At 65.0% G+C, this 23,160-nt stretch carries 25 protein-coding genes and 1 pseudogene; 5 read left to right on the top strand and 21 right to left on the bottom strand.

All coding sequences use genetic code 11. The features are described from left to right. Positions 1-38 precede the first annotated feature (38 nt). A complete protein-coding gene (locus C3B78_RS11295) occupies positions 39-1,316 on the top strand; it encodes a hypothetical protein (RefSeq protein WP_104998163.1) in 1,278 nt (425 codons plus the stop codon). Continuing rightward, a complete protein-coding gene (locus tag C3B78_RS11290) occupies positions 1,313-1,624 on the top strand; it encodes a hypothetical protein (RefSeq protein ID WP_104998162.1) in 312 nt (103 codons plus the stop codon). The genes C3B78_RS11295 and C3B78_RS11290 overlap by 4 nt, the downstream gene beginning before the upstream one ends. A gap of 59 nt (positions 1,625-1,683) precedes the next feature. Here C3B78_RS11290 and C3B78_RS11285 read toward each other — a convergent pair whose 3' ends face one another. The 4 genes from C3B78_RS11285 to C3B78_RS11270 form a co-directional block, all read right to left on the bottom strand. Next, positions 1,684-3,222 (bottom strand): HNH endonuclease signature motif containing protein, encoded by a 1,539-nt coding sequence (locus tag C3B78_RS11285; protein ID WP_104998161.1) that lies wholly within the window; start codon positions 3,220-3,222, stop codon positions 1,684-1,686. Positions 3,223-3,293: 71 nt separating this feature from the next. After that, on the bottom strand, positions 3,294-4,061 hold the full coding sequence (locus C3B78_RS11280) for an SCO1664 family protein (protein WP_104998160.1): 768 nt from the start codon (positions 4,059-4,061) through the stop codon (positions 3,294-3,296). Further along, positions 4,061-4,615, bottom strand: a complete 555-nt coding sequence (locus tag C3B78_RS11275; RefSeq protein ID WP_104998159.1) for a DUF3090 domain-containing protein — start codon at positions 4,613-4,615, stop codon at positions 4,061-4,063. Before C3B78_RS11275 ends, C3B78_RS11280 begins: the two co-directional genes overlap by 1 nt. Before the next feature lie 24 nt (positions 4,616-4,639). Continuing rightward, on the bottom strand, positions 4,640-5,332 hold the full coding sequence (locus C3B78_RS11270) for a histidine phosphatase family protein (protein ID WP_104998158.1): 693 nt from the start codon (positions 5,330-5,332) through the stop codon (positions 4,640-4,642). Positions 5,333-5,694: 362 nt separating this feature from the next. On the opposite strand from C3B78_RS11270, the gene C3B78_RS11265 reads away from it, so the two are divergent. Then, positions 5,695-6,657 carry a metallophosphoesterase gene (locus tag C3B78_RS11265; protein ID WP_104998157.1) on the top strand — a complete coding sequence of 321 codons (963 nt, stop codon included), beginning with the start codon at positions 5,695-5,697 and terminating at the stop codon, positions 6,655-6,657. Between the two features lie 90 nt (positions 6,658-6,747). Here C3B78_RS11265 and C3B78_RS11260 read toward each other — a convergent pair whose 3' ends face one another. The 11 genes from C3B78_RS11260 to C3B78_RS11210 form a co-directional block, all read right to left on the bottom strand. Then, the gene (locus C3B78_RS11260) at positions 6,748-8,616 is read right to left on the bottom strand and encodes a vWA domain-containing protein (RefSeq protein ID WP_104998156.1); all 1,869 of its coding nucleotides are present in this window, start codon (positions 8,614-8,616) and stop codon (positions 6,748-6,750) included. Between the two features lie 235 nt (positions 8,617-8,851). Then, positions 8,852-9,931 carry a glycerophosphodiester phosphodiesterase gene (locus C3B78_RS11255; protein WP_104998155.1) on the bottom strand — a complete coding sequence of 360 codons (1,080 nt, stop codon included), beginning with the start codon at positions 9,929-9,931 and terminating at the stop codon, positions 8,852-8,854. Between the two features lie 135 nt (positions 9,932-10,066). After that, positions 10,067-11,584 (bottom strand): glycoside hydrolase family 32 protein, encoded by a 1,518-nt coding sequence (locus C3B78_RS11250; RefSeq protein WP_104998154.1) that lies wholly within the window; start codon positions 11,582-11,584, stop codon positions 10,067-10,069. 2 nt (positions 11,585-11,586) lie between these two features. After that, positions 11,587-12,465: a carbohydrate ABC transporter permease gene (locus tag C3B78_RS11245; protein ID WP_104998153.1), complete on the bottom strand. Its 879-nt coding sequence runs from the start codon at positions 12,463-12,465 to the stop codon at positions 11,587-11,589. Position 12,466: 1 nt separating this feature from the next. After that, complete coding sequence (locus C3B78_RS11240) at positions 12,467-13,435, bottom strand: carbohydrate ABC transporter permease (protein ID WP_104998152.1); 969 nt, start codon at positions 13,433-13,435, stop codon at positions 12,467-12,469. A 71-nt stretch (positions 13,436-13,506) separates the two neighbouring features. Next, positions 13,507-14,799: an ABC transporter substrate-binding protein gene (locus tag C3B78_RS11235; RefSeq protein ID WP_104998151.1), complete on the bottom strand. Its 1,293-nt coding sequence runs from the start codon at positions 14,797-14,799 to the stop codon at positions 13,507-13,509. A gap of 143 nt (positions 14,800-14,942) precedes the next feature. After that, positions 14,943-15,965 (bottom strand): LacI family DNA-binding transcriptional regulator, encoded by a 1,023-nt coding sequence (locus C3B78_RS11230; RefSeq protein WP_104998150.1) that lies wholly within the window; start codon positions 15,963-15,965, stop codon positions 14,943-14,945. Between the two features lie 494 nt (positions 15,966-16,459). Next, the gene (locus C3B78_RS11225) at positions 16,460-17,332 is read right to left on the bottom strand and encodes an HNH endonuclease (protein WP_104998149.1); all 873 of its coding nucleotides are present in this window, start codon (positions 17,330-17,332) and stop codon (positions 16,460-16,462) included. A 62-nt stretch (positions 17,333-17,394) separates the two neighbouring features. Next, positions 17,395-17,589 (bottom strand): hypothetical protein, encoded by a 195-nt coding sequence (locus tag C3B78_RS11220; RefSeq protein ID WP_104998148.1) that lies wholly within the window; start codon positions 17,587-17,589, stop codon positions 17,395-17,397. Continuing rightward, positions 17,586-18,116: a hypothetical protein gene (locus C3B78_RS11215; RefSeq protein WP_104998147.1), complete on the bottom strand. Its 531-nt coding sequence runs from the start codon at positions 18,114-18,116 to the stop codon at positions 17,586-17,588. Before C3B78_RS11215 ends, C3B78_RS11220 begins: the two co-directional genes overlap by 4 nt. A 91-nt stretch (positions 18,117-18,207) precedes the next feature. Next, positions 18,208-19,071 (bottom strand): universal stress protein, encoded by an 864-nt coding sequence (locus tag C3B78_RS11210; protein WP_104998146.1) that lies wholly within the window; start codon positions 19,069-19,071, stop codon positions 18,208-18,210. Between the two features lie 158 nt (positions 19,072-19,229). Here C3B78_RS11210 and C3B78_RS11205 point away from each other — a divergent pair, with 158 nt between their 5' ends. Together C3B78_RS11205 and C3B78_RS11200 are read left to right on the top strand one after the other, a co-directional pair. Then, a complete protein-coding gene (locus C3B78_RS11205; RefSeq protein WP_104998145.1) occupies positions 19,230-20,000 on the top strand; it encodes an SDR family NAD(P)-dependent oxidoreductase in 771 nt (256 codons plus the stop codon). Positions 20,001-20,030: 30 nt separating this feature from the next. Continuing rightward, positions 20,031-20,540, top strand: coding sequence for a DUF1003 domain-containing protein (locus tag C3B78_RS11200; RefSeq protein WP_104998144.1), 510 nt, complete (start codon positions 20,031-20,033; stop codon positions 20,538-20,540). 49 nt (positions 20,541-20,589) lie between these two features. Here the strand turns inward: C3B78_RS11200 and C3B78_RS20070 are convergent, their stop codons facing one another. From C3B78_RS20070 to C3B78_RS11175, 6 genes and pseudogenes are all read right to left on the bottom strand, one after another. Beyond that, complete coding sequence (locus C3B78_RS20070; RefSeq protein WP_234005381.1) at positions 20,590-20,853, bottom strand: hypothetical protein; 264 nt, start codon at positions 20,851-20,853, stop codon at positions 20,590-20,592. 19 nt (positions 20,854-20,872) lie between these two features. Next, positions 20,873-21,154: a flavodoxin domain-containing protein gene (locus C3B78_RS20065; protein ID WP_234005380.1), complete on the bottom strand. Its 282-nt coding sequence runs from the start codon at positions 21,152-21,154 to the stop codon at positions 20,873-20,875. A 33-nt stretch (positions 21,155-21,187) separates the two neighbouring features. Beyond that, entirely contained in the window at positions 21,188-21,658 is a 471-nt protein-coding gene (locus C3B78_RS11190) for a GyrI-like domain-containing protein (RefSeq protein ID WP_104998143.1), read from the bottom strand. 74 nt (positions 21,659-21,732) lie between these two features. Continuing rightward, positions 21,733-22,062, bottom strand: a pseudogene (locus tag C3B78_RS11185) (DUF5655 domain-containing protein); the annotation flags it as partial. Positions 22,063-22,118: 56 nt separating this feature from the next. Next, a complete protein-coding gene (locus tag C3B78_RS11180; protein WP_104998141.1) occupies positions 22,119-22,589 on the bottom strand; it encodes a pyridoxamine 5'-phosphate oxidase family protein in 471 nt (156 codons plus the stop codon). 67 nt (positions 22,590-22,656) lie between these two features. Continuing rightward, entirely contained in the window at positions 22,657-23,121 is a 465-nt protein-coding gene (locus C3B78_RS11175) for a flavodoxin family protein (RefSeq protein ID WP_104998140.1), read from the bottom strand. Positions 23,122-23,160 lie beyond the last annotated feature (39 nt).

Below are 23,160 nucleotides of genomic sequence, written 5' to 3'. Positions count from 1 at the left end.
GCCCCAGGCCCAGCCTGTGGGTAGGAGGGGACAGCACAATGGCCGAGATTGAAGACGTGACACTGGAGACGCAGCTCGATGATGGTGAGGCCAACGCAGACATCGCGAAGGCGGTCAGTGCCCGTCACTCGATCGCCCGCAAGTACGTCATGAGGATTCGGCGCCGGCGTCCGGAGGCGACGCCAGCGGAAGTTATCAAGTTGTTGGAGCGCCACTACAGCACATCGATCACCGCTGCAGGGGCTGCTATCGCTGCTGGGTCCATCGCCGCTGAGGTGGGAATTTCCTTGATTCCGGGTGGCGGAGTCGCGGCCGCCGGTCTCAAGACCGCCGGCAAGCAGGCCGCGAAGAAGACTGTTCAGGTAACGGCGAAGGAGGCGGCCAAGGTAGCCGCGAAGAACATGGCCATGGGTGCTGCGAAAAACGGGGCCCAGCGGGTGGCCGCGTTTCTCCCTGCCGGTGACCAGCAGCTTCAATTCGAGATTACGGCAGTTTTTGGGCTAGCCCTCGCCGACGTACATGGGATGAACCTCGACCAAGACCAGGCTCATGCTCTGGTTTACGGGCTCACCAATGACTCCGTTAGCCAGCAGCAAATCGCGACCATGGCCAAGGACGTCGCGGAAACGTCTCCCGATGGAGTGGTGGGCGTTGGTCACAAATTCGCCGCCGCCAGCGGTGACTGGTCGCACTGGGCAACGACGCTGGCAGACACGCTGCCGAGCGGAGCCGCGCAAAGTCTCGTCAGGACCATGCAGACGGGCCAGCTGGATTCCGTGCGGGAAACCCTGAGCGGAAAGCAGCAGTCCGCGATCGAATACGGGGTTGGCGCGCTGACGGGAGGAGTCAGCCGGTTCGTTTTCGGCCGCGATGTGGTGGAAGCGGCCCGGGCTGCATTCCCTGAGGCTCCGGAGGAGTTCCCGGCACATCTGGCTCTTCAGGAGAAGTCGAAGGCTGATGCCGATGACGGGGAGGTGGAGCAGAACCGTGCACTCGCCGCTCTGGAGGATGCTGCGAAGTCCACGGGGACGTGGATTTCCGGGACGGCAAGCACGGTTGGAGAAGGAGTTGCAACCGGTGCCACCGCCGTGGGCTCAGGGGTAGCAAGCGCCGCCGCTGCGGTGTCCCGCCCGTTCCGCGCTGTGGACGTTGACGGCGACGGTATCCCAGATCAGCCGCAGGCCCTCACCGCGGTAAAGGGCCTCGGCGGTGCCCTGGCCGGTGCCACCGGCGCAGCGAGCGGAAGGGTTGCTGGTTTGTTCAAGTCCCGGAAGCGAGACACGGCTGATGCGCCGGAGAAGGCGCCTGAGGAATGAAATCAGACGCCTACAGCGCAGAACTGGCCGCTGCCATGGAGGCTGGCTTTATAAGAAACCGCAATACGGGCGAGCACTGCCACAGCCTTGCCGATGCGTATATGGCTTCTCTGGCCGAGAGTTCCCTACCTGAGGACGTAGAGGAGCGCGAGGAGTACGACCGCCTGGTCACGTGGTCCCTGGAGAAGAGAGACGTGTCGCCGGGAGAAGTCGTGAGGACGTTTAACTACATCCGGGTTAAAGCGGTTCGGGTGGCCATGAAGGTAGCCCAGAGGCGCGGAGATGTGGGCCAGCACGCGTTCCTTTGAGCAACACACCGAGGGGCTCCGCACGCTTTGTGCGGGGTCCCTTGGGCTTTGTCCGGGAGTTATCTGGCATCGAGGTAGGCGCGCAGGAACTGTTCTGCGGCAGATGGCGGTACCTTTAGGTAGTCCACGGTCCCGCCCAGGGCGGTGGGCATTGGCGGGTACGGCAGTTGTCGTTGCAATTCTCCGGCTTCCGGCGCGAGGGAACGCGGCCAGTGGGGTGGTTCCCAGTCCTGGTGTTCGCTTTTGTATTTCCGTCCTGATGGTGAGATCCAGCCGGGCGGCTCGTTCTTTGTTGCCGGCGCCGGTTTCCAGCCGCTGGTGTGTTTGAGCCGGTGATGCTTGGGGCACGGCTGGCCCAGGTTGCTGATTCCGGTGGTGCCGCCGTGGTGCCAGGCCAGGAGGTGGTCTGCCTCGTTGTCCAGGGAATGGTTGCTGCACCCTGGGAACGGGCATTTGCCGTCACGCATCCGTAGCCAGTTCCGCATGGCCTTCGTGAGCCGGTAACTGGTGCGGCCGATTTCCAGGGGTGCCCCGTCCCGTGGGTCCACGAGCACCCGGTGGAACGAGTCCGCCCCGTTGGCCACCAGCTCCCGTGCCATGGAGGCAGGGATAGGTCCGAACCCGTCGAGCATCGCCGACTCTTCAGTCATACCGAGCAGGGAGAAGACAGGAACGGTAACCAGGATTTCGGCCCGGGGCGTAGGCACATCGGCAAGACCGCTGGCCCCTGCATCCAGCCCGGCCCCGGTCTCGCCGCTGATGCCGTTGCTGCAGCGGGCGCAGCCGTTGTTGCTGCGCAGGGCTGCGGCCGCGAACACGTCTGCCCGTAACTGGGTGAGCGTCCGGGCCTCGTGAGGACCCTGCAGGCCGCGGGCGATGGCCGTGATGCGGTTCCAGATCGCAGCCGCCTGGTCCGCGGGCAGGTAGGCGGACACCCGTGCCATGCCGTCCTGCTCCGGGGTGTATTCCAGGTACCTGTCTTGCACTCCTTTAGCATGGCGTCTTTCAATGCTGTCCGGGTGATGGCGTTCCCGCCAGGTCCTGGCCTTCCGCCGGAACCTAAAGGCGGGCATCTCGCCGGCCGGACAACCGCGGGCAGGATTGGCCGCGTCAGCGTCGAGGAAGTGAGCTTCAAGTGCCCGCGCTGCTTCGCGGTCGAGGGTGGCGGTTTCGTCCACCATTACCTTGGCGTGTTGCCACGAAACGGTTCCCGCCTGGAGGGCTGACAGGGTGAGTGGGAGAGACGTAGACAAGGCATGGGATTGCTCCAGTAGCATGCCTGCGGCCCTATCTCCGATAGCCAGTACGCAGCCCACCTCGGCCGTTATTGCCATTTCCTGGGCAATGGCCGGCACATAAGGAGGCGCCGCCGACCGGGCCGAATCCGCATACGTAGCGGCTGCCTCCGCCTTCAATGCAGCGATCCGAGCCTCAGCGCGTGCTATCCCCGCAAGGATGTCCAAACACTCATCAGCGACGGCGGCCAGCGGGTCGGTGTCCGAGGTTAACCCGCATCCGGACCCAGCCACCTCGGCGCGAAGCATGGCGATTGCGGCGTCGATCGCCCCAAAAGCCTCTTCCACCGCTTGGTTTGCCATGTGCCCATTATTGAAGGGGGGTGTGACATTTTTTGTGCACCAGTTTTGCGAAGCCCGTAACCATGCTTCCCTCAGAACAGCGGCCAGGGCACCGCCGACATCTCACCGCTCGGAGCCGGGAACCGACCCGCCGAGCGCAACCGGGCGCAGCGCACGGCGAGCGAGGCGACTTCTTCTGCGCTGAGCAGGTCCGCCAGGTTCCGGCCCAGCTCACCGTCCAGTCTTTCGCTGACACGGTCGATGCCCTCAAGTTCCTCGACAGTCAGTGCGTCCCCCAGCCAACCCCACAGCACCGTGCGCAGCTTGTGGTCACGGTGAAAGGTGAGCCCGTGGTCCACGCCGTGCCGGTGTCCGTTCGGCATGGCCAGGATGTGGTCGCCTTTGCGGTCGGCATTGTTTACGACGACGTCGAACACCGCCATGCGTCTGAGCGCCGGAGTGTCCTCATGTATGAGGGCGACCATCCGTCCGTTCTCATCCTGACCCTCGAGGACGTGTTTCCAACCGACCTCCGGTACGTCGTCCGACGCAATGAGGTCCACGGCGTTCTGGCCAGGGTCTGTCTCCTGCCACAGCTGCACCATCCCTTCGCCGAGCGGACCATCGCGCAGCCAGGTGCGAGGCACCACGTTCCAGCCGAGGACCTCCGAGACCAGGTAGGCGGCAACCTCCCGGTGGGCAAGGACGCCGTCGGGAAAATCCCACAGCGGTTTCTCTCCGGCTATCGGCTTGTAGACAACCGTCGTGTCGCCGATGCTGCCCACGAAGGTGGCATTCGACGCCGTCGTAATGCGCCCGGTGAGCGTCAGCTCGGCCGTCACCAGGTCAGGCGCCGGCATCAGGCCTCGGGCAGGGTGCAGACGTGCCCGTCGGCGTCTACGGGGTAACCGCAGAGCGGGCACACGGGACGCCCGGCGCCCACAACCTCCCGGGTGCGCTTAGCGAATGCGCGGGCGGCGCCAACGGGCATGCGCACCAGTAGCATTTCGGGCACATCGGCGTCATCCTCATCAAGCGATTCGTCGTCGTCATCAGCGCTGACATCGGTGCGCGGGTAGGCCTCTATCACGACCTGCGCCGTCGTCGGGTCCCACCCCAAACTCATGGCGCCCGTCCGGAACTGCTCCTGAACGGCCTCGAGCTGGTCATTGTCAACCAGCTCAATGGGAGTACTGGTGGGAACGCTGTGGGGGTTGCCCTCGACGTTGAGAAGCTGGTCGAGGATTTCGTCGATCTTCTCCGCGAGCAGGGCCGACTGCTGCTTTTCCATGGCGATACTTACGAGCTGAGTCCCTGCCCGCACCTGCAGGTAGAACGTCCGTGCCCCCGGAAGGCCAATGGTGCCAACGACGACCCGATCAGGCCAGTCGAACTCATGAACACGTGTTGGCATATGAACATTCTAGGCACAGGCGCTTCATGGCGCCCCTTGCCCTGCACCGCCGCCCACCGTCGCGTCAACGGACTGGATGCCGTTCGACAACCAGGACAGATCCCCGGCATCCGTGTTGGTCGCGTAGACGCTTGGCCGTATGGCGCTGTAGCGCACGATCGATACCGAGGCAGGCGCCACGTTAATGCGCTGGAACAGGTCGAGGTGCATGCCAAGCGCGTCGGCAACAATCGATTTGATGATGTCACCGTGGCTCACCGCCACCCATACGGCTCCCGGTCCGTACTCGGCTTCGAAGGCTGCATCGTGGCGCCGAATTGCTGCTACCGCCCGAGCCTGCATCCCGGCCATGGATTCACCGCCGGGAAAGACGACGGCGGACGGCTGCGATTGCACCGCGGACCACAGGTCTTCGGTTGCGAGATCACTGAGCGAGCGGCCCTGCCACTGGCCATAATCGCACTCGGTGAGATCGGGTTCCACCGGCGCGTACGGATTGCCGGCCTGGCGGTCGAGGATGAACTGGGCAGTTTGCTGGCAACGCTCGAGAGGGCTCGATACAACCCCAACTAAGGGGACTGCCGCGAGCCGTTCTCCGGTCAAGGCCGCTCGCTCGCGCCCAATATGGTCCAGGCTGACCCCGGCGGCCCGCCCGGCCAGCAGTCCGGTGGCATTGGCTGTGGTGCGGCCGTGCCGCACGAGAATAACTGTCGCCATCCACCCAGCCTATCTACCCGCTCGATGGCAGTGTCCACCAGATCCATGAAGATTTGGTCCGGTGCTGGCATCGGCTCTCCGGAAGGTTGTAGGTGTGCCCGTCGGGGTCAAGGCAGGCAATAGCCCGCACCATGACGGTGCGGGTGGAGTCGCTGGGTGGATGGGCACTCGCTGCCGCCGTCGGGCACCTTTCAATTGGTCAAGACACAGCATCGCGGCCCACCGAACTGCCGCGGCACCACTTTTGTTGTCCCTCGGGACTTTGGCCGAAGTTTACGGTGTAGCCCCTGCTGCGTTGCCGCGGTGTCACCTGGCGCTGTTTGGCTCGTGCTGTTCCTTTCCCTATCACCCAGGAGCTCACGATGCCGATCCAGTTCCCCGCATCCCACACCAGCCATGGCCAGAGCCGCCGCAGCTTCCTGGGCATGAGTGCGGCCGCCGCTTTCGCGGTCGCCGGGGCACCAGCAGCAGCCGCGACTACCCGCGGCGCCGAGCCGCTGCTGCGATTCGGTGTCATCGCCGACTGCCAGTACGCTGACAAGCCTGACCGCGGCGTCCGGCTCTACCGGCAGTCCATAAGCAAGCTGCAGGAGGCGGTGGCCACCCTCAACGGGGAGGACCTCCGGTTCGCGCTGCACCTCGGCGACTTCATTGATGAGTTCCCGGAGAGCTTTGATGCCGTGATGCCGATCTGGGAGCAGCTGAGAATGTCGAAATACCACGTTCTTGGCAACCATGACTTCCAGATGCCCCGCGAGGACGTGCTGCGCACCATGAACATGCCGGCGTCGTACCACCAGTTCCGCCGCAACGGCTGGCGATTCATCATCGTGGACACAAACGACGTCAGCACCTACGGCAACCCCGAAGGTTCCGTCAACTACGTACTGGCCGAAAAGATGCGGGCCGAACTGCAGGCAGCGGGCAAGCCGAACGGCCAGGCCTGGAACGGCGGTGTTGGTCCGGAGCAGCTCGCCTGGATCGAGCAGACCCTTGAGTTGGCGCGCCGCAACGGCGAAAAGGTTGTGCTCAACGCGCACCACCCTGTCTTCCCCCTTGACCAGCACAATGCCTACAACGACACCACACTGGTGGACCTGGTGACCTCCTACGACAATGTTGTCGCCTGGTTCAATGGCCACAACCACGCAGGCAACTACGGCTTCGCCGGCGGAACCCACTTCATCACTTTCAAGGGCATGCTCGACACGATGGTGAATTCCTACGCCACTGTCCAGGCGTTCGATGACCGCCTCGTGGTTGAGGGATTCGGCCGCGAGCCCAACCGGATCGTCCCCATTGGCGCGCCTGCATACGAGGTCTGACGAAACAGGTGGTGCGGTTAGCCCAGCATCCGCGGTTACCGTGTGGGCGCTCCGTCCCGGGCCGTCACTTCGCCGTCGGCGACGTGGTGCCTAGAAACTGGTCACCAGTTCGCTGAGCACCTCTTCGAGCCTGTTTGGATCGGTGGCGTCATAGTAGTGGGCCCCGCTGGCCTTGGCGATTTCCCGGAGGGTGGGGACGTCGGCGTCGGGACCGTAAGCGAGGGTAAAAACCAGTACCGGCGTGGAGTGGTTCTGATGGCTCAACTGTTCGGAGAGACTCGTCAGGTCTCCCGGATGCGTGGTGTCGTTTTTTCCGTCGCTCAAAAGCACGATGGTGTTGATGAAGCTGTCCTTGTATTCCTTCGCCTGTTCGCCCGCGAAGCGGCTCACTGCTTCAAAAAGAGGCGTAGCGTCTACGGCCTTAAGTTCAGCGAGCTTGGCCCTGATGTCATCCTTGTTGGTCTCATACGGAGCTACAGGGCTTACGATGCCCGGTGTCAGGGGACCGTCACCCACTTGGGAGAAGGCAGCCAGCCCAATCTCATCTTCCCCCACGAAATGGTCCAGCGCCTTGAGCACGGCGTCCTTGGCCCGTTGCAGCTTGGTCACTCCGGTTTCCTGCACCATGGACTCCGAGACGTCCAGCAGGAACAGGGCCCTGGCCCGCTTCCGGACATCGGCGAAGCTGTCCTTAATGCCGGTAAGCACCTCGCCCTTGGGAAGCGGCAGCGGCTGGAGCGTCTCGGCGTACCGTCCGGTCGCGGCCACCCCGGGGTCCAGCTTCCCCTGGATGCTGCGGTACCCGGACGCCTTCACAACCTGTTGGCCCTGTTCCGTTACTGCGAACGCGAGGAAGTCCTCGGCCGCCATGCGCTGCTGGCTCCCCACCCAATCACCGTTAAGGATCACCGCGGGGTTGTCCGCTACGTGCACGCCGTCGTCCGGATAGATGGCGCGGAGGGGTTCCTTGGGCGCGGGACCGGATTGCTTTGTTTTGCCGTCCTCGCTGACGACTCCCCGGTTGTAGTCCCAGACTGACTTTTCATCCACGATCACGGCGGAAAGGAACTCCGAGACCTTCCCCGCGTCATCAGCCTGCCTGGCGTGCCACAGGAAATGCTCGGGAGTGGCCATGTAGTGGCTGGTGCCGAGTTCCACGTCGCGCACCTTCTCCACCAGAGACGGTGCCTTTAGATCCATGCCCTCCAAACCTCCCACGCTGCCGCCGGCGGCACCGTATGAAGCTGCCAGGGCCATCAAGCCCGACGTCGACACGAGCGGGCTGGCCTTGCCGAACTTGAACTTCCCCCAGTCCCCATGGCCCAGGCGCTCCCAGACGTCCTGCTCCCCGGCCAGCCGAAGGACCTCAGACCACGACGGCGGTTTGCTGTCCCAGCCGAGCACGGTGGTCATGGTCTCCGGCATAGCCACCACAATGGCGCTCCGGGCAAGGCTGGTTCCTTCCTGAGGAACAAGGCTTCCACCGGCACCTTGCCGTGCGATTCTTAACCACGCGGAGGAGTCCGGCAGCCAGATGGCGGGCCTGTCACCTGCCGGCACGCCGGGGAATTGTGCAGTAACCTTGCCGGCCGCGACGCCCGATTTTTCCTGCATCACTGCAGGAGCCACGCATTTGCCGTCCACGCTCCGGTGTTTCGCCGTGTACTCGCCGGCCAGGGCACGGATCATGTCCGCGTTTTCCAGCGAAGTGAGGATATTGACGGGAATGCAGGGAGCGCTCCCGGCGGCAGCGGCAGGACTGTCCTGCGCCAGGGATGCACTTACTGGAGGCGTGCCGCCGTTCCCCGCTGAAGCGCCGTCCTCCCCTGAATCGGCGGGAAAAATCACCGCCCGCAGCACGAATGCGGCGCCCACGATCAGGAGTGCCACGGCTGCCGCTGCGGCAGTCCAGATCCAGCGTGGATAAATCGGGTCAGTTGCTGCGCGTCGGCGGCCCATGCATGTTTCCTTTGGCTTCCGCCGGGTTTCCCCGGTGTGAATACAAATATGAAACCGACCCGCGGTAGTTAAACCGCGATTGCGCCTCGCCCCCGCCCGAATGCCCCCGCAACCGGAGACGCACTTTGAGGATAACCCCGGCAGGCGCGAAGTGAGCGTTGTGATTCATATTTTTGCCAAGAAGCGGGCCCTGCACGGAAAACCGTGCAGGGCCCGCATGGTGCCGGTACCGGCCTTACAGCTGGGCAGCTCCGGGTTCCAGCGAAAATTTCTTCGGAAGCTTCATGGAGTTTTCGGCCATGACGTCGCGAAGGCGGTCCGGATAGTCGGTGATGATGCCGTCCACCCCGTTGGCGATGAGCGCGCGCATGGTGGGCTTGTCATTGACGGTCCAGGGGATCACCTGCATGCCTGCTTCGTGGGCACGGTCGACCATGTCAGTGGTGACATAGGGGGTGTACCCGGCGTCCTCCACCGTCCCGTTCTGGGGAGCTCCGTGCACCGGGGAAATAGCGTCGAAGCCCAGGTGGGATGCTGCCGCCACCAGGTCGCCGCCGAAGTCGTCGGCGTCGATGCCGCCCAGCCAGGGTGAGCTGCCGGGCTTGCCGGCCTGCAGGAAGTCCTTGTTGGTCAGGGCAACGGTGCGGATCTGCGGGTCCAGTTCCTGGACGAGCCGGAGTGCACCCCAGTCGAAGCTTTGGATGGACACGCGGGGCTGCATGTTGGCGGCCTTGATTTCCTTGAGTGCCACGTTCACGAACTGTTCCCGGGGAGCAGTCTGTTCCGGCGCGCCGGCTTCCACCTTGGTCTCGATGTTGAACTTGACCTGGCTTGCCCGGTAGGAATCCACCAGAGCAAAAACTTCGGCAAGGGTAGGCATCTTCTCGCCGGGGGCGGACTGCTGGCCCGGGTACTGGGACAGGGTCAGGCTGCCGCAATCGAGGCTCCGGACCTGCTCGAAGGTGAGGTCTTTGATGTATTTGCCAACGTACGGGAACTGGGGATCCCCCGGCGTGACGGGAGCCGTGTCGGCGCACTTCTTGTTGCTGATCTTCCGGTCATGCGTGACGACTTCGCGGCCGTCCTTGGTGATCTGGAGGTCAAGTTCAAGGGTGGTCACGCCCGTCTCGAGCGCCTTGGCGAATGCGGGGAGGGTGGACTCCACCGTCAGTCCCAGGCCGCCGCGGTGCGCCTGGAGGTCGAAGTGGTTGTCGGCGCCGTTCGGATTGGTGTCGGCGGCCTGCGCCGGCAGGGATGTTCCCAGCGCCAGGCCTGTGCATATGGCCGCCGCGGTCAGCAGCTTTGCATAGTTCATCTGTCAATCTCCAAGTTGGGGTGGTGTGCCCGTAAAAGGGCACACCAAGTCTCGGGATCCAGGGGAAACCAACAACAGCGAGCAGGTGGCGGGGACGTTACGCAGACATGAACTAAGACCGTACTCCCGGAAGGTTCAACGGCCGACGACGGCCAGCGCCACGAGGCGCGCGCCCTCACCTTCCGCGAATACAGACAGAGCCGTGGCCGCCTCCGCGGGGAACACCAGGTCCGTGACGGTGGCGAGCCCGTCCTGGGCGAAGACCTCCACGGAGCAGCGGTCCAGGTAGATCCGCAGTCGGAGCCGGCCTTCCTGCAGGCGCACGGCCACGGCTTCAATCGAAGGGAACGTTTCGTGGAAGGCAACCTGCCCCGATTCGCGCCGGTCCAGCCGCAGCGTTCCGTCCGCCGTGTCGTAGCGGATGACCGTCCGCTCACCGGACCCGGCCCGCAGCGCCAGTCCCACGCCCGCCGCGGCGCCCGGTTCCAACTCAACGTCGATCCGCGCCACGGAATCGGCGGCCGGGACGTCCAGAACGCCGGAAGCCAAGGGCTGCGGCCCCAGCCGGACGTGCCCTGTTTCCAGCTCCGGAAAAGGATCAATGGCCTCCTGCCGAAGTACCACCTTCCCGTCCACCCGGGTCAGCGACACCTCCCGCGGCAGGGACATGGCGCTGCGCCAGCCGCCGGTGGGGGTGGACGCGGCATAGTCCCAGTTGTTCATCCAGCCCATCATGATCCGGCGCCCGCCCGGGACGTTGCTGAACGAGACGGCGGCGTAGTAGTCCCGCCCCCAGTCCAGCCAGCCGTACTCGCGCATCCGGCTGCTGTCCGGCTGGAGGCCCTCGGTAACGGTCGTCCCGGAATGGAACGCCACGCCGTCGAACTCTCCCAGGAAGTACTGTCCCGCGGAGCCGCCGGCAATCCCGCCCGGGTTGATGTTCACAATGAGGACCCATCGGCTGTCCTCCGGATTCCCGTCCACGGGCAACTCGAACAGGTCCGGGCACTCCCATACGCCGCCGGTTGCGTTGGCAGGTCCAAAGGTGCTCAGGTGTTCCCACGCCTTGAGGTCGGCGGACTTGTACAGCACCACCTGGCGCTCCACCGCCTCAACGGCGACCATCACCCAGTAACTGCCGGCGCCGCCGTCGTACCAAAAAACCTTTGGATCGCGGAAGTCAGCGGACGCGCGGTCCAGCACGGGATTGCCGTGGTACTTGGTCCAGGTCCGGCCTTCGTCGAGGCTGTAGGCGAGGGACTGCGCCTGCCGGCCCGCCAGTGGGGAGGCCTCGCTGTAGGCACTGGTGTAGATGGCGACCAGCGGGGGATTGGCCTGTGTGCCCAGGCCACTGGTGTTGTACTGATCGAACACCGCCGAGCCGGAGAAGATGGCCTCGCGCTCGTCGCACGGAATGGCCACCGGCTGCTCGTCCCAGTGCAGCAGGTCCCGGGAGGTGGCGTGCCCCCAGGACATGTTGCCCCAGTCCGGGCCGAACGGGTTGTGCTGGTAGAAGAGGTGGTAGGTGCCGTTGAGGTACACCAGCCCGTTCGGATCGTTCAACCAGTTCCGTTCGGCGGTGTAGTGGAACGCGGGCCGGTACTGGTCGGTGGCAGCCAACGTGGCGCCCGCCGCCGTCGTCAATGAATTCATGGTTAGCCCTTTACGCCGCTGGAGGCGATGCTGTTGACGAACGAACGCTGGAAGGCGATGAAAAGCACCACCACCGGAACGGTGATCAGGGAAGCGTATGCCATCACCTCGCCCCACGAAACGTTCAGCTGGAAGAAGTACTGGATGCCGATCATCACAGGGCGCAGCTCCTCCGACTGGACCACCATCAACGGCCAGAGGTAGGAGTTCCAGGCCGGCAGGAAGGTCAGGATCGCCACCGTTGCGGTCGCCGGGCCGGACAGCGGCATGACCACCTGGCGGTAGATCTTGAACCAGCCGGCACCGTCAATGCGGGCGGCCTCGTCCAGTTCCTTGGGGATGGACTCGAAGTACTGGTGGAACAGGTAGATGGAGAAGGCGTTGGCGATGAACGGGATGATCTGCACCTGGTAGGTGTCCAGCCAGCCCTTGGAGAATTCAAGGCTGAAGCCGTTCAGTTCAAAGTAGGGGAGCTGGTTGACCCACCACACCAGCGGCAGGGCGAGGGTCTGGAAGGGCACGATCAGCGTGGCCAGGATGGCGGTGAACACGATCTTCTTGCCGCGGACCTGCATCCGGGACAGTGCGAAGGCGCAGAGGCTGTTGACGAAGATGCCCAGGACAACGGTGACGGCGGAGACGCCCACCGAGTTGAGCAGGAAGCGGGCTGCCGGGACGCGGTCGAACACGGCTGCGTAGTTGTCGAAGGAGATGTTGCCGATGGGCAGGAACGCGGCCAGCGAGGACATGTCGCCGAAGATCTGCTGGTCCGGCTTCAGCGAGGACACCAGCATGAAGACGATGGGGAACGCAGCGACGACCGCGAAGAGGATGCGCACCAGCATGGTGCCGGCGCTTCTGAGGAGCAGTTGGTTTTTCATGTCAGTCTTTCTCCCGCGTGAGGTGGCGCTGCACCACGGAGACGATCAGGACGAGGACGAAGAACACCAGCGAGATGGCGGAGGCGTAGGAGGTTTCCTGCTGCCGGTAGCCGGACTGGACAGCCTCGTAAATGATGGTTGTGGTGGAATCCATGGGCCCGCCCTGGGTCATTACGCTGATCTGGTCGAAGAGGCCAAGGGCCTGGATGGTGATGGTCACGAGCACCAGGCTCCGGGTGTGGAAGAGGCCGGGCCAGGTGACGTAGCGGAACTGCTGCCACCGGCTGGTGCCGTCCAGCTGCGCCGCCTCGTAGAGCTCGCCGGAGATGCCCTGCAGTCCGGCCAGCCAGATGATCATGTGGAAGCCGGCGGCCTGCCAGATGGACAGGATGATGATGGCCGGCATTGCGGTGTTGGGATCGCCCAGCCAGTCCGGCCCGTCGATCAGGCCGAAGCTGACGGCGGCGAGGATCTCGTTGATCAGGCCGTCCTTGCGGTACATAAACAGCCACAGCAGCGAGACCACCACCATGGAGGTGACCACAGGCAGGAAGTACACGGTGCGGAAGAAGTTCACTCCGCGGAATTTCTTGTTGATCAGCAGCGCCATGACCAGGGCAAGGCCGGACTGCACCGGAACGATGACCACGGTGAAGTAGGCGACGTTGAGCAGGGCGCGGTAGAACGTGGGGTCGGTGAAGAGCCGGGCGAAGTTGTCCACGCCCACGAATTCCACCGGCCGCGGCGAGATGAGCCGGGCGTTGGTGAAGGCCAGGCCGAAGCCCAGGATGGCCGGAATGAAGATGAAGGCCAGCAGGAGCACCGCCGCGGGGGCGATCATGCCCCAGCCGCTGAGCTGGTCCCGGCGGAAGCCGGGCCGGCGGTGCGCGGCGGGTTTAGCGTTCGACGGCGGCACGGCAGTTGCGAGGGTGGCCGGACGTGGGCGGGTGGGAAGGTGTGAAGTTGCCATGAGGGGTCTCCGTAGGTCGGGCGGCCGGAGGGATGCGGCGCGCTGCGGCGCATCCCTCCGGCGTGCTCCGGCTATTTCTTGTAGCCGCCGTTGGACTTGATGTTGGCGTCTATCGCCTTCACGGCGCTGTCCAGGGTGGACTTCGGGTCTGCACCGTTCAGGATGTCCTGGACGGCCTTGCCGTATTCAGTGGCGATGAACGGGTAGGCGGGTGTCTCGGGGCGCATGACGGCGTATTCACGCGAGAAGTCCATGAAGATCCGGTTGGCGCCGCCCTCGGCGAAGGCCGGGATCAGGGCTGCCGCCTCATTGCTGGCGGGGATGGCTCCGGTGGCTTTGGCGACGGCGGCGATGTTCTCCGGCTTCAGGGAGTAGGAGAGGTAGTCCATAGCGGCCTCGGAATTGCTGCAGCCGCTGGTGACGCCCCACTGCCAGGAGGCGCCGCCGATCTTGGGGCCTTCACCCAGGTCAACAGGGGGCATAACCACCAGGTCGTCACCGAGCGCGGCCTTGGCCTTGTCCGCAGCCCATGAACCGGTGTAGACGATGGCGCTCTTGTTGTTTAGGAAGTCCTGGGTGGAATCCTTGCCGCTCTTCTTGGCCATGAATCCCTGGTCGGCCAGGCCGCGGAACCACTCGGCCCACGCCACAGCCTTGTCCCCGTTGAGCTCGCCCTCGGCGCTCTGGAAGCCGTCGCGGTTGACCAGGTCTCCGCCGAAGGACTGCAGGAAGGGGGAGTAGGCGTACGGAAGCCATTCGCCGGTGCCGGCGGTGCCCAGGTCCAGCGGGTGCTCCCACTTGCCGAGGGCCTTGAGCTTTGTCAGGGCGTCCTGGAACTCCTCTTTGGTCCAGGGCTGCTCGATGGTGGCAGCCCGCACCCCGGCGGCCTCCAGGTCTGAGGTGCGTGCCATCATGGCCAGCGCGACGTCGTAGTAGCCCACCGCGTAGGGCTTTCCGTCCCATTCAGCCACTGTGCTGGGGAGCTGCTTGGAAAGGTCGGCATCCAGTTCCAGGGGCTTCAGGTATCCGGCCCACGCCCAGTTCGGCACGTTGGGGCCGTCGATGTCCACGATGCAGGGGAGGTTCCCCGCGGCGGCGGCGGAAACGACAGAGTCGTTGTAGGAGTCCTGCGGGAAGGCCTGGACCTTGATCTTCACTTTGTCCTGGCTGCCGTTGTAGGAGTCCACGATCTTCTGGACCGCAGCCAGCTCGTCCGGGTTACCGGCGTTGTGGGTCCAAAGGGCAATCTCCCCGGAACCTTCGCTGGAGGAGGACGCGCTGCCCTTGCCGCAGCCGGCGAGGGTGGCGGTGAGGGCGACGGCGGCTATGCTGGTCGCCAGGACCTTGGTGAGCTTCTTGTTCATGATCAGTCTTTCTGCTTAGACAGGGTGGAGGGGTGTGACGGGGTCCTGCTGGGAACGCGGCCGCTGCAACGGCTGCGTTCCCGATCTTTTTTGGGGGAATTAGGGAAAGCGGATAACAGCACCTGGCCCGGGGGCTCTGCAGGTCAGTTCCTGGGCGGGGCCACGGAGTCCCGCTCGACCAGCGGGCAGGCGATCTTTTCATGCACCCGGGGTGCGCCGGGGTTCTCAAGTTCGTTGAGCAGCTTATGGACCACCCACCGGCCCATTTCATAGTGGGGGAGGGCCATGGTGGATAGCCCCGGCCAGAGGGCGTCGGCAATCAGTTCCAGGTTGTCCACCCCCACAATCGAGAGGTCCGCCGGGATGTCCAGGCCAAGATAGCCGGCTGCCTGGTAGGCGCCCATGGCCATCTGGTCGTTGAAACAGAACAACGCGGTGGGCCGTTCCGTTCCGGACAGCAGATCCAGTGCAGCCGCACGCCCGCCGGCAGTGCTCGGATGCCCAGCCACCAGGCGGTCCGCCGGCAGCTTCAGTCCATGGCGGGCCAGGGCTGAACGAAAACCCGCGAGCCGTTCGTGGGCGGCAGGAATGTCGTCCTCATTGTTGATCATGGCAATCCTGCGGTGGCCTGCCGCCACCAGGAGTTCGGCAGCGGACTCGCCGGCCCCGAATTCGTCCGGCACTACCGAGGACAGCCCGGGGTTGTCCGTGGTGGCGTCCAGCACGATGGTGGGAACCGCGCTGAGTTCATCGGGTACGGACACCAGCTGGTTGAACATCCGGGCGAAGATGATTCCGTCAACCTGGTGCTGCTGCAGTGCCCGGATCTCCTGGCGCTCCAGTTCATTGTCCAGGCCGGAGTTGACCACCATCAGCAGGTGTCCGTGCTCTGAGGCGGCGTCCTGTGCGCCCTGGATCATGGCGCCGGCGAAGGGGGTGGTGGTGATCTCGTCGCTGACAAGGCCCAGGATCTGGGAGCGCTGGTTCCGCAGTCCGCTCGCCAAACGGTTCGGTGCGTAGCCGAGGTCGCCGGCGACGGCTTTGATGTGCTCGACAGTTTGGGCATTCACCCGGGAGCTGTGCGCTTCGCTCAGGGCGTGGGACACAGTGGTCACGGACACGCCTGCAGCTTTCGCTACGTCCCGGATGTTTACCTTCGTCGCCATCGACCGTTCCTTTGCAAAACGTTTTGTATGTTGCTTGCATCACTATATGCAAAACGTTTTGCAGCCGTCAAGGGCGGCAGCGTGGCTTTCCGCCATTTTCTTTCTTCAGGCCGGGAATTGGCGTGGGGCGGGCTTGGGGCGCAGTGGCGTTCCGCCAGCAGGATGCGTAGCGTCGTCGTTCGGGCAAGGTGAGGGCCCGCATCTCTCCGGCACACAGTGCGCGCACGAAGTCGCCGCGCTGGAGTCCTCAATCCTGTTGGCGGCCTGCACCCGGGAGCCACCGTCGCTGGAACGTGTCCTCGCCGCGGCTGATCAGGCCCCGGAGGCTGAGAAGCGCTGATCAGCTGCGTCGCGAATACTTTCGGCAACCCCTGGGTTCTCGCGGAGCTGGGGTTGGGAGAAGCGCCGGAGGAGGAGGAAGTGGATATGCCTGCTCGGACCGCTGCACCCGCGAAGGCGAAAATGTCCCGATGCCAGCCAGGCAGACCGCTCCGTTAGCCTGGCGGCCCTTCGAGGATGCGCCGGGCGTCGAGCTCAGCGTCGAGGGCCTTATTGCTGACAATGTCGCCGCGGAGATGGCCGGCAGCAGCGATGATGTTCCGGAGCTCCGAAACTGTGCGTGGCTCTTTGACGCCGTGGTGCGCCAGGGCGTGGCAGTTTGGGCACAACGGAACAAGGTCGACAATGGGATCCAGCTGGTACCCGTCACCGAGCAGTGCCGGCGGCACTACGTGGTGGACGTCGATGTAGCCTGTGCCGGCGTCGCCGTACGAGGCCTCGAATGAAAAGCCGCAGGCCGCGCAGGACGTTCCGTGGAAAGCCAGGCAGATCCGGCGTGCCTCGGAGTCCCGCTCATAGCGGTTCACGTCGATGCTGGTGACTGCGTCCGGCGGGTAGGTTCCGGAAACCACCTGCGCGGGGACAACCGCCGTCGGTCCCTGCTCCCGCCACAGCCGACGAAGGCCCGGCTCCGCCCCAGGCGGCAGGCCCATGCCTGAACGAAGGGTGAGGTCTCGCCAATCCATCCCGGGGAGGGCGTGGCTGATGGCCCCGGGCCGTATCTGCTCGCCGAGGGGGAGCAGGGCGTCGAAAGCAACGCTGACGTGCCAGGCGGCGTCTTCACGTTCCCCCGGCGGCACGGCCGCGTATGGTTCGGACATCACAACCCCGTGTCCGATGAGCCCGGTTCCCGCGTCAGTCCTGCCCTGTACCAGGAGCCAGGTTTCAGTGCCCGGCCCGATATCCCATGCGCGGCCTACGCTCCAGCGCTGCAGGAACCAGCCTGACCGGGCCACGTGCTCGACGGCGGCGCGGTAGTCCCAGCGGTTCCGTTCACCGGGGTTCCAGCCAAGAATTACTGCAGCCACTGCCCACCTTGTCCAGTTATCCAGCGCTCACCGGGTGCCCGCCTTCACGGCCGGCACTCGGGCTAGATGGGTTCCTTGGCCAGCGCCTTGGTCTTGGCCGGTGTCTCGCGGCCCAAACGTTCGTCGAGGGTGACGCGCAGCCTGGCGGCCGCCACCTGGACACGGTGCTCAGCCGGGGTGGCCTTCTTCGGGACGGGCTTGGCGGAAGTGTTCCGCGGAGTATGGACAAACCGGCGTTCAGGCGACGCTGCGCTCATGGTCCAGCCTCCTTGGTTGTGTCTTCATCCGTGGTTCCATTCTCGCCCATGTTGAGGCCGGCGTCCACGAACGGCACCTCCGGGCCGGTGTTGCCTTCCTCCCCAAGGTCGTCCCCGTTCTCGTCACCGGAGACGCTTTTCCACGCGATGTCGAACAGCTCGAGTTCTTCTGTGCGCGCGAGTTCGCTGCGGGCCAGCACTTCCAGGGTAGCCAGCCCCAGGGCCTTGGTTCCCTCGTCCTGGTCCAGCGCCCGGTCCAGGGCCCACTGGGTCCGCCGCCACCATTCGGCGCGGCTGTCCGCCTCGGTTTTCTGCATCAGGGCCCGGGCGTCCGCTTCCCGCTTCTGCTCCAGGGCAGTCTTGTCCGCGGCGGTGCGCTGCTTGAGGGTGCGCCAGTTGATGTAGAAGGCCAGCAGGGCGGCAATGAGGACGGCCAGGGGGCCGAGCCCGGCGAGGATCACCCACCAGTCGGCCGGTCCCGAGTGGACGACGACATCCAGCGGCGCGGGGGACGGGGCAGGGGTCACCTTGCCAGCATAGGCCGGGGAGGTGGTTCCAGCCGGCGGACACCCCGCAACCGGCAGTCAGGCGGACACCCCGCAACCGGCAGTCAGGCGGTCAGGGGGCGTGGGCGCCGGAGCCGCGCCGGGAGATCAGGACCGGGCCTCGCGCGTGGTGAAGAACCGCATGGGCGGTGGAACCGATGGTCTGCCGCAAAAAGCCGTGTCCTTGGGTCCCCACGACCAGCATCCGCGCGTCGTCCGAGGCTTTGAGGATGGCGTGCGGGACCGACGCATCGGTGAGGACCCTGCCCTCCATCTGAACGTAGGGTGCGAGAGTGCGGGCGCGGTGAAGGGCTGCATGGAGCACTTCGCCGGCGGCAGCCTCGGCGTCGAGCCCGTTCTGCTGCGCGTACCCTGCAGGCACATGGTGGACGTGGACAATAGTGAGCTTCACCTGCCATGCCGAGGCCAGGGCGCAAGCGTCCGCCAGGGCCGTGGGAGAACCGGAGGCGTCAACGGCGACGACGACCGGTCCGCCAGGATGGAGGTCCGGCCGGATCACTGCTACGGGGCAGGAGGCAGTGGCGGCGAGCTCAAGGCTCACCGAACCCACCAGCAGCCCCAGGAATCCGCCCAGCCCCCGGCTGCCTACAACAACCATCTCCTGGCCGGCGGAGATCTCAGCCAGGTACGAGGCGGGCAGCCCATGCAACAGGGTGGCCTGGACGTCCAGCCCCGGTGCCGCGGCTTGAGCGCGACTGACGCCCTCCTCAAGGATCGCCTGGGCTGACCGCTCCAGGCCGCTGTCCGCTACACCTGGTACGGGGCCCAGCTTGTGTGTCAGCAGCGGCCAAATCGAGACATGGACAACGTGGAGGGGACGATCGCGCAGGTCCGCCTGCTGCGCTGCCCAATGGATGGCGGCTGCGGCTTCTGCCGAGCCGTCGTAACCGGCGACGATGGACCGCGGTTCCTCCATTGCTCCTTAGCTCCTGCCCAGGGGACTTTCGGCCCTGTGGTGGCTCCTTGTGAGACTCCATGCTGAGGGGGTGGGCCGCTGTATGTATATCTGCCTATTCCAGCAGAGCACCCCCAGTTGGCGGAAGCAAGAATGTTATCTGAGATGAGGAGCATGGCATGGCCGTCTGGCAGGAAATCATCAGTCCAAACCGGTTCGAGGGCCAGACCGTCATCGTCACAGGCGCCGCTTCCGGCATTGGGCTTGCCACCGCGCTGCGTGTTGCCCGGGAAGGCGGGCGGGTCATTGCCAGCGACCTCAGCGCGGAGGGCCTGGACAAGCTCGTAGCGGACTACGCGGAACTGGGCTTCGTACCCGTGGCCGGCGACGTCAGCAAAGAGGACGTGGTGCAGGGCGTGGTGGCTGCTGCCGGCGGGCGCATCGACGCACTGGCCAACGTGGCCGGGATCATGGACAGCTTCCAGCCTGTGCATGAGGTCGACGACGCTACCTGGGACCGCGTCCTCAATGTCAATCTGACGTCAATGATGCGCCTTATGAGGGCGGCAGTGCCCGTCATGCTGGCTGCGGGGTCCGGCTCGATCGTGAATGTTTCATCCGAGGCGGGCCTGCGGGGGTCCGCAGCCGGTGCTGCGTACACCGTTTCAAAGCACGCCGTCATTGGCCTGACCCGCAGCTCTGCCGTCATGTACGGGCGCCGGGGCATCCGCGTCAATGCGGTCGCCCCCGGCGGCACCAGGACCAACATCCATGCCGAATTCAAGTCCGACCTCGCAGCTGGAGTCCTCGGTCCGTTCATGCAGGTGAACGTACCGCCCATCGCTGAAGCGGGGGAGGTCGCCGCCGGAATCACTTTCCTGCTCAGCCGGGACGGATCGAACATCAACGGCGTGGTGCTTGCCTCTGACAACGGCTGGAACGCCATCTGAGCCACGCCGGCCGGCACAGACCCCAGGCACATGAGCGAGCGAAGAAGTACGTGGCACGCGCGGCACAAGGAGGGCCTAAGCCGGGGCGAGCGGGCGGCCGACGTCCTCCGCAACGGCATGGGCAGCTGGACTTTCGTGGGGCTGTTCGTCGCCTTCATGGCGGCATGGGCCGCGTACAATTCCTATGTCCTGGCATCGGACGCGTGGGACCCCTATCCCTACATCCTCCTCAACCTCTTCCTTTCCATGCTGGCCGGGCTCCAGGGCGCCATCCTGTTGATTGCCGCCAAGCGCCAGGACGCAATTGCGGCGGCCATGGCCCGCCATGACTACGAGACGGACGTGCAGTCGAAGTCAGAGATCGACCGGCTGATGGCAATCAACAGCCGGCAGCTTGAGTTGCTGGAGGAACTCCGGGCCATGCTCTCCAGGCCCGGCGTGCTTCAACCCGGTCTATTGCCGCCCGGCGCGCCCCTGCTGGGGGAAGATGCAGGCACGGACGACGGCGGGAGCACGGCCGGCCGCCCGGCCGGCGGATAGGCAGGGGTCGCCCGGGCGGAACCGCGGACTGTACATCAGGCGTGGCCGCTTACCCTGACCGGCCGTCCGGGTTCGGGCCGCCACAGGATTTCAGGTCGGCGGCGATCCCGTCTGCCCAGGCGTCGATGGCGTCCCAATCCCGGAAATCGCCTGCCGGCAGGGCTTCCTTCGCTGCCGGCGCGAGCCGGATGAGGCGCTCACCGATGCCGATGGGCGGGGAATCCGGGTCCCACGCGCCGAAGAAGACCTGTTCTCCGCTGGGCCGGAGCAGTTCCTGCAGTTCGGTGAACTGCTTGGGCCTGGCGCTGTTCAAGATGTCCTCACCGTCCTTGTCAACGGTCTCGTTTCCAAGGGGGCCGCTGCTGAAAAGCCATACTTTTTTTGTCCTGGAGCTCCCGCCGGTGCCGCTTGGCGAAAGTTGTGGCCTCCTTAAGCCAGTGGACCAAGTAGGCGGCGCTGCCCAGCACCACGGCTTCATACTGGCCCACGTCATCCACTTCTGCCACGGGCCGGGCCTCGGCCTCGATCCCGTCTTCAGTGATGCGGGCAGCGATACGTTCGGCTATTCCGGCGGTGGAGCCGTGCCTGCTGGCGTACGCAACCAGAACCTTCATGGCGAACCTCCTGTGATGGTTGCTGTGCACTACTTACGCGATGGGCCAGACAACCCTTGTCTGCCACTTCGCGGGGTCGGGTTCCGCTTCCGGGTCGCTCAGGTAGTACTCCCACATGGTGTCCGACGGGGTGAAGCCTTCAGCTTCCATTCGCCCCAGGATCGCGCCGTAGGTGTTTTCCAGGGTGTCGTACGGACCGATGTGGAGGGCTTCAAGGGCATCCGTCTCAGGCAACGTCCCGGTCGCCACCCCGTCGGCCTCCGTGAAGTTGCCTGCGATGGGGAAGCCGGCTTCCACGTCAACCGTCTCGGCTGGCATTCCCCGGTAGAGCGCAAAAGGCGGTCCTGCAGGGCTGGCACCCTGATTCCGGACCGCGGCCATGACCGTACCGAAGGCACGGCCGAAGAATTCAGTGAGCGAGGCCATGGGGACCCGTTCGCGGACGACAGCGACAGCCTGCTCGGTGAGGTGAACTTTCCCGGGGTGCTGGGCAGAGTTGTTCATGGCATTCAGCCTGCGCCGGGGGCTGCCGGCCTCACAGGGCCCAAGGACTCTAAAAGGTGCAGGCCGTGCCGGCCCTACCCGGCAGCTTCATAGGCTTCACGCATCCATTCCTGCACCTCGGCGTCCAGTTGGGTGCTGTCCGGAAGCTCGAGGTGGTGCATCCAGATTCCCGCGGAGGGATGGGCGATTTGCTTGAACCGCGGCGACGCCGACTGGTACGGGAGCGCCAGCGACAAGACGGCGGGAACGGAGGACTTGACGTAGGAGCCGGGACGCCAAACAAACGCGAAGCTGCGCCGGCGGCGGAACGAAACCTGGCTCTTGGAAACCCGGACCTCCAGGGGTCCCAGGCCGGACGCCATGTGCTCTGCCGCACGGTAGATGTCGTACGCCGTGGCGGAACCTTCAAAGAAGCGGTCGAGGGTCCATGGTTCGCCGTCGCCGGGGGAAGAGACCGTGGCTACTCAAAGCCCGCGCGGGTGGCTTCGTCCAGCGGGGTGCGCCAGGTACCCGAGGCGGACAGGGTGAACCTCCTGCCCGTCACCGACTGGGGAACAATACGGATCAGGTGGTCCTGGCCTACACCCTGCCAGGGAAAAAGCCCCCGTCGCGTCTCGTTCAGGGCCGGCCCTGCAGCATCGTCCTCGACCGCCCTGCCCTTGACCACAACGCTCCAGGCCAGGCCAAACTCGGCGCTCACGCTGTCCGCTTCCAGGGCAACCATAGAGTTGGCTTCAATGGCCTGCAGCTTTGTTCCGCTGCCCGTCCGGAAAACAAGGCCCTCGCCGTCAACTTTGAAGCTCACCGGGAAGACGTCGGGCTGGCCGTCAACGATGACGCCAAGCCTTCCCACACTCGTGTGTCCCAGCAATTTCCAGCATTCGCCGGAGTCGAGGATTTCTGCCTCAGGCACCATGTTCTTTTCGGTCATGCCCAGATCCTACGGCGCTGGCCAAAGCCCCTGACAGGGCCCAAAGACCTTTGACCTGTCCGGGAGTTCAGGCGTCCCCCAGGCTGCCCCTGTCCTTCAGGCCGGCGCGAAGCTTTTCGGCCCATGCAACTGCCCGGTCAACCTCCCCTTTAAGGAGGGGCCCCTCACTGCCTTTGACGTAAAAGGCCATGGGGCTGGCGACAATGCTGGCGCCGGCGTCCTTCAGCGCCCGGCTCATCTTCTTGGCCGCGTCCCCGTGGATGAACAGCTTGAGCCGGGTGTCGAAAGCTGCCGCCCTTACCCCTGCAAGTCCGCGGGCCGCAAGGTCGGCGAGCGCCTGGGTGATTTTGGGCGTCGGGCGCCAGCCATTGATGGGACTGCCAACCACCAGGAGATCTCCGGACTTGAGCGAGCCGGCGTCGAAACGGTCCACGGGAACAGCAGCAGCCTTGCGGCCCAGGCCCGATGCCAGGGCTTCGGCGATTGTCTTGGTGTTGCCGTAGGCGGAGTCATAGACGACAAGAGTTTTCATGCCTTCCAGCGTGGGGGAAGCAGAGCCCGCCGGACAGGG

This window comes from Arthrobacter sp. PGP41 (assembly GCF_002953935.1).
Classification (GTDB): Bacteria; Actinomycetota; Actinomycetes; order Actinomycetales; family Micrococcaceae; genus Arthrobacter.
This window is presented reverse-complemented; position numbering and strand designations above follow the sequence as displayed.